Source organism: Sphingomonas bacterium (assembly GCF_903643035.1).
Classification (GTDB): Bacteria; Pseudomonadota; Alphaproteobacteria; order Sphingomonadales; family Sphingomonadaceae; genus Sphingomonas.
On the sequence record NZ_CAHJWW010000071.1, the window covers coordinates 1 to 11,211 of the forward strand.

The window sequence follows — 11,211 nt, forward strand, 5'->3', positions numbered from 1 at the left end:
CGGGCAGCGGTGCCGTGCTGGCGGCCGATCGCGCGCGCGTCCTCGCCGGCGCGCTCGCCACCGCGCGGGTCGCGCCCCGCCACCTCGTCCCCACACGCCTGATCATCGCCACCGCCGTCACCTCGGGCCATCGCACGGCGACGGTGACGATCGGCTTCACCGGGAACCAGCCATGAAGATCGCCATCGCCTTCCTCGTCCTGCTCGTCGCCGGCACCACGCCCGCGCCGGCCGCCGGCTTCCAGAGCACGGGCGCGATCGACCGGGCGGTGGCCTCGTTCACCGGCCGGCCGGTCGGCACGGACGGCGGCGCCCGCACGCCCGTGGACCCGCGACTGCGGCTCGCCGCCTGTCCGATGGTGACGATGGCATGGCGCACCGAGACGCACGACGCGGTGGTCGTCAGCTGTCCGGGCTCCGAGGACGCGCAGCTGTGGCGCGTGTTCGTCCCGGTGCTGCACGCAGGCCCGCTCCCGATCGCCGCCGGCCCCGTCACGCCGATCGCCGTGCGGGCGCCCCCGGTGATCCGCCGCGGCGATCCGGTGCTGGTGGAGGCGGGCACCGACGGCTTCTCGATCACGCGCGAGGGGATCGCGATGGGCGACGCCGCACCCGGCGCGCGCTTCCTCGTCCGGTGCGACGATGCCAAGGGGCCGGTACAGGCGGTGGCGGTCGACAGCGGCCGCGCCACCCTGCCCGGCTGGTGAGATCGAAAAATCGCTAAAGTCGTCCACGCAGAGGTCGTTTCACCGCCCGACAAGGTCAGGCACAGGGTGCGGAGATGGTGGACGGGATCACGATGGGAGGCGGGGCGGCGGTGGGGCTGTCCGCTTCCGCGGTCACGCGGACGGCACCGGTCGCGGCCGCGACGCCGGTCGCGACACCCACGCCGGCTCCCGCTGCCGCTGCCGGGCCTCAGCTGGCCGCGTTGGCAAAGGCGGTGGCCGCCTCCGCCCCGGTGGACACGGACCGGGTCGAGCAGATCAAGCTGGCGCTGGCCAACGGCACCTTCCCGATCCTGCCGGCGACGATAGCCGACCAGATGATGGCGTTCCGCTACGAATGGATTTCGCATGACGAGACGTGACGCGCTGATCCGGGTGATCGAGTCGCTCCATGGCGAGATAATCGCGTTGAAAGACAACGACATAGCTGCGCTGGAGCGCGCGACCGGCGACAAGCTGACGGCAATCGAGGAGGTCCGCACGCTGGGCGACGGCCCCGCCGGGCCGGAGCTGCGCGAGCTTGCCGACGAGGCGGACCGGCTGAACGAGACCTGCCGCATCTACGTCAACCTCCTGGCGGCAAATGTCCGCCGTCGCCTGCAGATCCTGACCGGCGAAGGCGGCAACGCCTATCGCCGGGGGACGATCGCGGCATATGCCTGAGGCCATGGGACGATGGCGCCGCGCCCGTCGCGAGAGCGGACCGGGCACCTGGCACACCGCTTGCTGATCCACCGCTGACAGGATCGCCGCTACGCGGTCCGCTGCCAGCAGGGGTGATGTGGGCGTCAGTTCGGTTCTTCAGGCCGCCAGCGGCATCCAGACGGCGATCGCGTCCGCGGCCAGGGCGACAGGCGTCGACTTCTCGTACCTGCTTGGCCAGGCGAAGCTGGAAAGCGGGCTGAACGCCGGTGCGCATGCCGGCACCTCGTCCGCGTCCGGCCTCTACCAGTTCGTCGACCAGAGCTGGCTGTCCGTCGTCAAGAAACACGGCGCGGAGCACGGCCTTGGCTGGGCGGCGGATGCGATCGGCCAGGGCGCGAACGGGCATCTGTCGGTGTCGGACGGCGCGACGCGCTCTGCGATCCTGGCACTGCGCAACGACCCCGGCACCGCCAGCCTGATGGCGGCCGAATATGCGTCCGACAACAAGGGCGTGCTCGAGGCGAGCCTTGGCCGCGCGGCGACGGGCACGGACCTCTACATGGCGCATTTCATGGGGCCGGGCGGCGCGCGCCAGTTCCTGTCGACGATGGCGACGCATCCCGACGCGAGCGGCGCGGCGCTGTTCCCCGCCGCCGCGCGCGCCAACCGCAACGTGTTCTTCGCAAGCGACGGATCGGCGCGCTCGCTGTCCGACATCTATTCCCGCTTCGCCGACAAGCTGGGCTCCGCCGCCAATGGGACGCTGCCGACCGGCACCAGCATCGAGGCGGCGCTCGCCGACGGCTCCACGGTGCTGAGCGGCGCCGGCGAGAGCGCGGACGACGCGGTCGCCTGGGCGCAGTCGACGATCGGCCAGCTGCGAACGGCGGCGGGCAACGCGGGCAGCCTGCTGCGCCCGACGCCGGACACCGCGCGCCTGGCGTACATGATGCTCGCGCAGATGAGCAGCCGCTGATGGGCAGACTTCCCCTCCGCCAGGCCGCGCTGCCGGTCGCGATCCTGCTGCTGGTCGTGCTGATGGTGGTGCCGATCCCGTCGGCGCTGCTCGACGTGTTCTTCGTGATGAACATCACCATCAGCCTCGCGGTGCTGATGGTGAGCCTCAATGCGCAGAAGCCGCTCGATTTCTCCGCCTTCCCGACGGTGCTGCTCTTCGCCACGCTGTTCCGGCTCGCGCTCAACGTCGCGTCGACCCGCATCGTGCTGGTCCATGGCCATCAGGGCGAGGCGGCGGCGGGCCACGTCATCCAGGCGTTCGGCAGCTTCCTGATCGGCGGCGACTATGTCGTCGGCATCTTCGTCTTCGCGATCCTGATGATAATCAACCTGATCGTCGTGACCAAGGGCGCGGGGCGCGTGTCGGAAGTGTCCGCCCGCTTCACGCTCGACGCGTTGCCGGGCAAGCAGATGGCGATCGACGCGGACCTCAACGCCGGGCTCATCACGCCGGACGAGGCGAAGCTGCGCCGCGTCGAGGTCGCGACCGAGGCGGATTTCTACGGGTCGATGGACGGTTCGTCCAAGTTCGTGAAGGGCGACGCGGTCGCCGCGCTGCTGATCCTCGCCGCCAACGTCGTCGGCGGGCTGATCCTTGGCCCCGTTTCCCACGGCCTGACGATGGCGCAGGCGGCGCACAGCTATCTGCTGCTCGCGATCGGCGACGCGCTGGTCGCGCAGCTGCCGTCGCTGATGCTGTCGATCGCCGCCGCCGCGATCGTCACGCGCGTCAGCTCGTCGCAGGACCTCGCCGGGCAGATCGGCACGCAGTTCGGCGCCGCGCGCACCTGGACGCCGGTGGCGGTGATCCTGGCGCTGCTGGGCGTGATGCCGGGGATGCCGCACCTCGTCATCCTGCCCGCCGCCGCGGGTGCGGGCTTCATGGCGTGGCGGCTGCACAAGATGGCCATGCGCCCGGCGGCGCCGGAGCCGGCCCCCGCCGTGCCCGATCCGGCGAAGATCGGCTGGGACGAGGTGACGGACGCGATGCAGGTCAACCTCGACATCGGCTACGGCCTCGTCCCGCTCGCCGACGAGCGGCGGGGCGCGCCGCTGATGGGGCGGATCACCGGCGTGCGCCGCCAGCTGTCGAAGGACCTGGGCTTCGTCGTGCCGTCGGTGCGGGTGCGCGACGACATCAACCTTGCGCCCTATACCTATCGCATCATGGTCGGCGGCGTATGCGTCGGCGAGGACCAGGTCGCGCCCGAGGAGATGCTGGCGCTCGACACGGGCCAGGCGGTCGGGACCCTTCGCGGCAAGAAGGCGAAGGATCCGACGTTCGGCCTCGACGCCACCTGGATCGCGCCCGGGGACGCGGACGCCGCGACCGGCGCGGGCTATCTGGTGGTCGATCCCGGCACCGTCATGGCGACTCACCTCAACCACGCGCTGGGCAGCCATTCGGCGGAGCTGCTGGGTCCGGACGAGGTGCAGTCGCTGCTCGACGGGCTGAAGGAACGCTCGCCGCAGCTCGCCGCCGCGCTGGTGCCCGCGCCGCTGGCGCTGACGACGCTGACGCAGGTGCTGCGCGGCCTCTTGGCGGAGAACGTGCCGCTCAAGGAGTTCCGCCGCATCGCCGCCGCCATCTCGGTCGTCGCGCAGCGCACGCAGGATGCGGACGACATCATCGAGGCGATCCGGCCGGACCTCGGCCCGCTCATCATCGGCCGGCTGTGCGGCGTTCGCGAGCCGCTGCGCGTGATGACGCTGGAGGGCGGGCTGGAGAGCCTGCTCGGCCAGGCGATGCGCGCCGACCCGTCGCGTCGCCATGCGATCGAGCCCGACCTTGGCCGTCGCATCGTCGACGCGCTGACCCACGCCGCCCAGCCGCTGATCGCGGAGGCCAAGCCCTTCGCGCTCGTCGTCCAGCCCGCGATCCGCGTCGCGATCCGCAAGCTGGTCCGCACCTGCCTTCCGGACACCCCAGTCATGAGCTTCTTCGAGGTGCCCGAGGACAAGTCGGTCGAGGTCGTCGCCGTGATCGGCGCGTCCGGCCAGCCCCAGAATCCGATACAGCCCCAGCTTCAGGCGATGGCGGCGTGACCGCCCAGGCCGCCCCGCAGGCGTTCGCGCACGGAACGCCGCTCACCTACAGCCCGCGCCCGCGCGCCGGCCGCGAGGCGGAGGCGCTGGTGCGCCAGCACCTGCCGCTGGTCCGCCGGCTCGCCTGGCACGTCCACGGCGCGATGAGCACGCTGGTCGACGTCGAGGACCTGGTTCAGGTCGGGCTGATCGCGCTGGTCGAGGCGGCGGCGGGCGGGGCGACGGAGGACCGCGGCGCCATCGCCTATCGCCAGTACCTCGTCACCCGCATCCGCGGCGCGATGATCGACGAGCTGCGCCGCCAGGCGACCACGACCCGCGGCGCGATGCGTCGCCGGCGGGCGCTGGCCGATGCGGTACGGCAACTGACCGCCGAGACCGGCCGGGCGCCCGAGGAGATGGCGGTCGCCGAAAGGCTGGGCGTCACCGTCGAACGGCTGCGGACCGACTATGCCACCGCCGAGGCGGTTCGCCTCGAGCCGATCGACGATGTCTATGCCGACGACCTGCCCTGGTTCGCCAGCGAGGAGGCCGACGCGTTCGACCAGCTCGCCGACGGACAGCTGCGCGACGCGCTGATCGCCGCGATCGCCGCGCTGCCGCAGCGCGAGGCATTGGTGATCCAGCTCTACCATGTCGAGGAACTGAACCTCGAGGAGATCGGCCAGGTGATCGGCGTCGGCGCCGCGCGCGTCTGCCAGATCAAGGGTGCGGCCCACGCCCGCCTGAAAAAGGCGCTCGCCGGCCGGCGCTGACCCCCGTTGACGCTGCACGCCGCCGCGTTCCCTTCCGTCACCCGGCGAACGCCGGGACCTTCGCGAACCCGTTTGGCGCGCAGGCATCCCCTGCCCCGCGCAGGCCGGGGTGGAAGCGACGTTTCCGCCAAGGTCTCGCGAACGCCGCGGTCCTTTCGCACGTCGTACGCCGCCCATAGCGATCCTGGCGTTCTCCGCGATGACGGTCGGCGCCACCCGATCATCCGCGCTACGCACGCGAAGGACCCCGGCGGCATCGCTGCCACCGGGGTCCTCCCGTCCGGCGATCGTCCGATCGGCCCCGGCACCCAGATGGGGGCGGCGCCGGGACCCAAGGCCGATTACTGGAGAAGCTTCAGCACGCCCTGCTGGCTCTGGTTCGCCTGGGCGAGCATCGCGGTCGACGCCTGCGACAGGATCTGCGCCTTGGCGAGGCTCGCCGTCTCGGCGGAGAAGTCGGTGTCGCTGATCTGGCTCTTGGCGGCCGTCAGGTTCGTCACGTCGCTCGTCATGTTGGCGACGACCGAGGTCAGCTGGCTCTCCGCGGCGCCCAGGCCGGCGCGGGCGGTGGTGACGGTCTGGAGCGCGGTGTTGAGCGTGTCGAGCACGCCCGACGCCTTGGTCTGCGTGGTGATGTCGGTGGCGACGGCCGTCGTCAGATCGAGCGTCTTCAGGTTCAGCGTCACCGTGTCCGCGGTGTTCGAACCGGTCTGGATCGTCACCGCGCCTGCGGTGCCGGCCGAACCGTCGAACAGCTTGACGCCGTTGAAATCGGTGTTCTTCAAGATGTTCGTGATCTGGCCGGTCAGCGCCGTTACTTCGGTCTGCATGTCGGTGCGGTCGCTGTCGCTGTAGGTGCCCGACGCGGACTGGACGGCCAGCTCGCGGACGCGCTGGATCATGTTGGTGACCTCGTCGAGCGCGCCGTCGGCGGTCTGCGCCATGGCGATGCCGTCGTTGCTGTTGCGGATGCCCTGCGTCATGCCGCGGATCTGCGAGGTCATCGACGACGAGATGGCGAGGCCGGCGGCATCGTCCTTGGCCGAGTTGATCCGGCTGCCGGTCGACAGGCGCTGCATCGACGTCGACAGCATGTTGTTGGCCGAGGTGGATGCGTTGGCGGCGCGCAGCGCCGAGATGTTGGTCGCGATCACGGTCATGGAATGTCTCCGTTTGTCTGCGGCTTCCCCGCCGCCCCCAGAGCGAAGGGCCGAGCCGCCGAATTGGGTAACGGCCGCCGGGCGGCGGACTTAAGCGGAAAAATCGCGGGCTCGATCCCGCGGCCCGCCCCCTCCCCGGTCGCGCGCGCGAGGGCGCTGGCCCGCGCGCGGTCACACGCCCGGAAATATTCCGCCGCCCGGCTGCCGATTTAACCTGCGTTTCACCATTCGGGCCGCATCCTCGCGACATTCAAGGGGACCAGCATGCGTTCGATCCTTCCTTCCCGCACCCTGCTCGCCCAGCGGTATGCGCTGATATCCTCGCTGCGCGCGCAGGGTTTCGTCGTCGCTGCCGAGGGGGAGCGGGCCGACATGATCCTGCTGGCGGACGGCGAGCCGGTGACGGCGCCCGCGCGCACGGTCGTGGTCGGCGACGTCCCGGTCGGCGAGTCCGACGGCGGCCCGCGCATGGTGCCGGCCGCGAACGGGAATCCCGCCCGGATCGCCTTTGGACACCGGGACGCGAGCATCGGCAACGGCTTCGTGCGGGCGGCCGTCGCCGGACCGGACGCGCCGACGGCCGCCGATCCCGAAAGCCTGGCGCTGCTGGCGCTCGCCGCGCGCGTGGCGCAAGCGGACATCACCGTCCTGGTCAACGGCCCGACCGGCACCGGCAAGGAGGTGATCGCCCGCGCGATCCACAACCAGTCGCCGCGCCGCGACGGACCGTTCATCGCGATCAACTGCGCCGCGCTGCCCGAATCGATGCTGGAGGCGATGCTGTTCGGCCATCGGAAGGGAGCGTTCACGGGCGCGTCGTCGGGTGGCGAGGGTTTCTTCCGCGCGGCGGACGGCGGCACGATCCTGCTCGACGAGATCGCGGAGATGCCGCTCAACCTGCAGGCAAAGCTGTTGCGCGTGCTGCAGGAGCGCGAGGTGATCCCGATCGGCGCCACCGCCGCGCAGGCCGTCGACGTGCGGGTGGTCGCCTGCGCCAACCGCGACCTTCAGGACGAGGTGGCGGCCGGCCGGTTCCGCGCCGACCTCTATTACCGCCTGTCGGTGTTTCCGCTGGCGACGCGCCCGCTGGCCGAACGGCCGCAGGACATTCCCGCGCTCGCCGCGACGATGCTGATGCGCCACGCCGCCGGCCGCACCGCGATCCCCTGGCCAACGCGCGAGGCGGTGGACGCGCTGGTCGCGCACGACTGGCCCGGCAATGTGCGCGAGCTGGAGAACGTGATCCAGCGCGCGCTCCTGTTCTGCGCCGGCGACATGATCGAGGCGAGCCATCTGGTGTTCGATCGGCCGATGGCGGCCGCGGCGCCGCTCGTTCCCGCGTCGGCCAGGATGCCCGTCCCGGCGTCCGCGAGCGCCGACGCGGCGCCCGGCTCTGCCGGGCAGGCCGCGACACCGGGAGCCGCAACGTTGGGGAAGGTCGTGCAGATGAGCGAGTTCGCCGCCATCCGGGAGACGATGCGCCAGTGCGGCGGCAGCCGGATCGAGACCGCGCGCCGGCTCGGCATCTCCGAACGCACGCTGCGCTATCGCCTCGCCCGCGCCCGCGAGCAGGGCGAGGATGTCGGCGCCGCCCCGTCGTTCGGGCGTGGCTGGGCCGCCCTTGGTCAGGCGGGTGCGGCATGAGCGTCGGCATCGGCGCTGCGGGCGGCATCGACCGGGTGATGGCGCTGCGCGCGCAGATCCTGGAGCAGAACCAGGCGCTGGGCCGCGCGAACGCCGCGGCGCCGGCCAGCGCCCAGGCTCCCGCCACGAGCTTCACCGACACGATGAGCAAGGCGCTCAAGGACGTGAACGCCGGCCAGGCCCAGGCCGCGCAGGTATCGGAAGCCTATGAGCGCGGCGAGAGCGTCGACATCGCCAAGGTGATGCTCGCCCGCCAGCAGGCCAGCGTCGGCTTCGAGGCGACGCTGCAGGTCAGGAACAAGCTCCTGTCCGCGTACAAGGACATCATGAGCATGCCGGTCTGACATGAGCGCGCTGATCCCCTCGCCCGCTCCTGGCGGCGTGACGCTTGTCCCCGAGCGGTTCGCCAATCCGCTCCGTCAGATCCAGGGCGTGCTCGCGCAGCCCGCGGTGCGGCGCTCGCTGCCGATGGTGCTGCTCGTCGGCCTGATCGCGGCGGCCACGCTCGCGTGGATGACGCTGTCGAGCCCGACGCAGAAGACGCTGTTCACCGGATTGCCCGACGCCGACAAGGCGGCGGTCACGGCCGCGCTCGACCAGGCCAACATCAAGAGCCGCCTCGACGACGGAACCGGCGCGTTGACGGTGGGCGAGGACGATTACAGCCGCGCGCGGATGCTGCTGGCGGGCCAGGGCCTGCCCAAGGCGGCGCCCGGTGGATATGCGATCCTCGACCAGCTGCCGATGGGCGTGTCGCGCGCGGTGGAGGGCGAGCGGCTGCGCCAGGCGCGCGAGACGGAGCTCGCCCGCTCGATCCAGGAGATCGACGCGGTCGCCGACGCGCGCGTCCATCTCGCGATGCCCGAGAGCAGCGTGTTCGTGCGCGACAGCGCCAGTCCGTCCGCCTCCGTGATGGTGAAGCTGAACGCCGGCCGCAGCCTCGACGACGCGCAGGTACGGTCGATCGTCAACCTCGTCGCCTCGTCCGTGCCCGGTATGAAGCCCGACGCGGTGACGATCGTCGACCAGATGGGCGCGCTGCTGACCAGGGGCGGCGGAGAGGCGGGCGACGGCGAGGGAACGAGGCGGCTGGAGGTGGAACGCCGCACCGAGGACAAGGTGCGCGAGCAGGTGGTGCAGCTGCTGACGCCGCTGGTCGGCGCCGGCAATTTCACCACCCAGGTCCAGGCCGACGTCAACCTCGACGAGACGCAGGCCACGCGCGAGAGCTATGACAAGGCGGGCACCCTGCGCGCCGAGACCGGCAACTGGACGGGCAACCAGAAGGACGCGAGCGCGCCCGGCGGCATCCCCGGCGCGCTGTCCAACACGCCGCCCGCCGCCAGCAGCGTGCAGCAGCCGACGCCGGTGCCCACGGCGTCCCCCTCCCCGGCCGCCGGCGCCCCCGCGCCCGACGCGCAGAAGCAGTCGGACAGTTTCCAGCGCGCCTATGACCTTGGCCGCGAGGTCTCCGTCACCCGCGCCGCGCCGGGCGGGGTCAAGCGGCTGAGCGTCGCCGTGCTGCTGCGCGATCCCGACGGCAAGGGCGCCGGGGGCAGGCGCTCGCCCGCCGAGGTGCAGCAGATCACCGATCTGGTCAAAAGCGCCGTCGGCTTCGACCAGAGCCGCAACGATGTCGTCACCGTCGTCAGCCGCAAGTTCGCGGGCACCGATCCGGTGGATGCCAAGCGGCCCTGGTACGACAACAGCTGGCTGCCGATGCTGGCGCGCAACCTGACCGCCATCGCGATCGCGCTGATGGTCCTGATGCTGGGCGTGCGGCCGCTGCTGAAGACGATCGGGAAGAAGCAGGCGGCCGGCACCGCGGCAGGCCCGTCCGGCAAGCCGATCGGCGCCGCCGACGGCCTGTCCGCCGAGGGGGAAGGTGAGCCTGCGGTGCTGCCGGCCGTCACGCTGGAGCAGATCGAGACGTCGCGCAGCTTCGACGAGCGCGTCGGCGCGGTGCGTGGCTTCACCCGCGACAATCCCGCGCGCGCGGCGCTGGCGGTGCGCGACATGATCCGGGCGGAACCCAAATGAGCCCGGAGGCTGCGCGCAGCTACAGCGGCGTCGAGCGTGCCGCGGTGCTGATGATGCTGGTCGGCGAGGACGAGGCCGCCGCGATCCTCCAGAAACTCGATCCCGAGGAGGTGCGCCAGCTTGGCAGCGCGATGTTCAAGGTCGCGGACGTGTCCGAACGGGAGGTCGAGGACGTGCTCGACGACTTCGTCGGCCGCGCCCGCGAGCGGACCGGGATCAGCTTCAACCCCCGCCCGCAGATCGAGACGGTCATGACCCGCGCGCTCGGCCCCGCCAAGGCGGACAGCGTGCTGGCGCGCATCACCCCGCCCGAGGCCGCTTGCCAGATCGACCTGCTCGACTGGATGGACGCGCACGACATCGCCTGCGTGCTCGACAAGGAACATCCGCAGATCGCCGCCGTGCTGATCGCCAACCTGGACCCGGCGGTGGCGAGCCAGGTGCTGGAGCTGCTGCCCGACGCGATCCAGCCGGACATCCTGCACCGCATCGCCCGCCTCGGCCCGATCACGCCCGAAGCGGTGGAGACGCTGCGCACGATGCTGGCGAACCGCGCGAGCGGCGCCGGCGGCGGATCGCAGGGAAGCCGGGGAATGGGCCAGGGCGTCACGCTGGGCGGCACGCGCGAGGCCGCGCGCATCCTGTCGGGCGCGCGCAAGGCGACGGAGCAGCGCGTCATGCCCAAGCTCTTCAAGATCGACAAGGAAGTCGCCCGCGCGATCGAGGAGGCGCTGTTCGTCTTCGACAACCTGCTGGAAATGGACGACAAGAACCTGGGCATACTGATCCGCAACGTCGACACCGACGCGCTGACCCGCGCGCTGAAGGGCGTGGACGAGGCGGCGCGCGGTCGCTTCCTGGGCTGCATGTCCGCGCGCGCCGCCGACGGCATCCGCGACGAGATGGAGGCGCGCGGGCCGATGAAGCTGTCGGAGGTGCTGGACGCGCAGAAGATCATCATCGGCGTCGCGCGCCAGCTCGCCAAGGACGGCACGCTCCAGATGGGCGGCGGCGACGACGACTATGTCTGATCCGGCGACGACGCTTCAGGACGGGGAGAGCGCCGCGTGCGGTTTCGTCGCCGGCTTCTCCGCCCGGCACGAGGTGGCGGCGCCGGTGCTCGCGCGCGCGTTCGCGACCGGCGCGGGCTTCGCGGCGGTGGACGTGCGCGACCGGATCG

General features: G+C 71.6%; 11 protein-coding genes. 10 read left to right on the forward strand and 1 reads right to left on the reverse strand.

Annotated elements, in window-relative coordinates; all coding sequences use genetic code 11:
* The first annotated feature begins 172 nt into the window (after window positions 1-172).
* The 6 genes from HUV01_RS06455 (at window position 173) to HUV01_RS06480 (ending at window position 5,187) form a co-directional block, all read left to right on the forward strand.
* Window positions 173-706 carry a flagella basal body P-ring formation protein FlgA gene (locus HUV01_RS06455; protein WP_174297482.1) on the forward strand — a complete coding sequence of 178 codons (534 nt, stop codon included), beginning with the start codon at window positions 173-175 and terminating at the stop codon, window positions 704-706.
* A gap of 74 nt (window positions 707-780) precedes the next feature.
* Window positions 781-1,086, forward strand: a complete 306-nt coding sequence (gene flgM, locus HUV01_RS06460) for a flagellar biosynthesis anti-sigma factor FlgM (RefSeq protein WP_174297483.1) — start codon at window positions 781-783, stop codon at window positions 1,084-1,086.
* The gene (locus tag HUV01_RS06465) at window positions 1,073-1,387 is read left to right on the forward strand and encodes a flagellar protein FlgN (protein WP_174297484.1); all 315 of its coding nucleotides are present in this window, start codon (window positions 1,073-1,075) and stop codon (window positions 1,385-1,387) included. The genes flgM and HUV01_RS06465 overlap by 14 nt, the downstream gene beginning before the upstream one ends.
* A gap of 118 nt (window positions 1,388-1,505) precedes the next feature.
* Window positions 1,506-2,345, forward strand: coding sequence for a lytic transglycosylase domain-containing protein (locus HUV01_RS06470; protein WP_174297485.1), 840 nt, complete (start codon window positions 1,506-1,508; stop codon window positions 2,343-2,345).
* The gene (flhA, locus tag HUV01_RS06475; protein ID WP_174297486.1) at window positions 2,345-4,432 is read left to right on the forward strand and encodes a flagellar biosynthesis protein FlhA; all 2,088 of its coding nucleotides are present in this window, start codon (window positions 2,345-2,347) and stop codon (window positions 4,430-4,432) included. The genes HUV01_RS06470 and flhA overlap by 1 nt, the downstream gene beginning before the upstream one ends.
* Window positions 4,429-5,187 carry a sigma-70 family RNA polymerase sigma factor gene (locus HUV01_RS06480; protein WP_174297487.1) on the forward strand — a complete coding sequence of 253 codons (759 nt, stop codon included), beginning with the start codon at window positions 4,429-4,431 and terminating at the stop codon, window positions 5,185-5,187. The genes flhA and HUV01_RS06480 overlap by 4 nt, the downstream gene beginning before the upstream one ends.
* Window positions 5,188-5,528: 341 nt before the next feature.
* Here the strand turns inward: HUV01_RS06480 and HUV01_RS06485 are convergent, their stop codons facing one another.
* The gene (locus HUV01_RS06485; RefSeq protein WP_174297488.1) at window positions 5,529-6,347 is read right to left on the reverse strand and encodes a flagellin; all 819 of its coding nucleotides are present in this window, start codon (window positions 6,345-6,347) and stop codon (window positions 5,529-5,531) included.
* A 264-nt stretch (window positions 6,348-6,611) separates the two neighbouring features.
* Here HUV01_RS06485 and HUV01_RS06490 point away from each other — a divergent pair, with 264 nt between their 5' ends.
* From HUV01_RS06490 to fliG, 4 genes are read left to right on the forward strand one after another with little or no spacing between them, the layout of a single operon-like run.
* Window positions 6,612-7,991: a sigma-54 interaction domain-containing protein gene (locus tag HUV01_RS06490; protein WP_174297489.1), complete on the forward strand. Its 1,380-nt coding sequence runs from the start codon at window positions 6,612-6,614 to the stop codon at window positions 7,989-7,991.
* Complete coding sequence (gene fliE, locus HUV01_RS06495; RefSeq protein ID WP_174297490.1) at window positions 7,988-8,335, forward strand: flagellar hook-basal body complex protein FliE; 348 nt, start codon at window positions 7,988-7,990, stop codon at window positions 8,333-8,335. Before HUV01_RS06490 ends, fliE begins: the two co-directional genes overlap by 4 nt.
* 1 nt (window position 8,336) lies before the next feature.
* A complete protein-coding gene (gene fliF / locus HUV01_RS06500) occupies window positions 8,337-10,031 on the forward strand; it encodes a flagellar basal-body MS-ring/collar protein FliF (protein ID WP_174297491.1) in 1,695 nt (564 codons plus the stop codon).
* Window positions 10,028-11,062, forward strand: a complete 1,035-nt coding sequence (fliG, locus tag HUV01_RS06505; protein WP_174297492.1) for a flagellar motor switch protein FliG — start codon at window positions 10,028-10,030, stop codon at window positions 11,060-11,062. The genes fliF and fliG overlap by 4 nt, the downstream gene beginning before the upstream one ends.
* Window positions 11,063-11,211 lie beyond the last annotated feature (149 nt).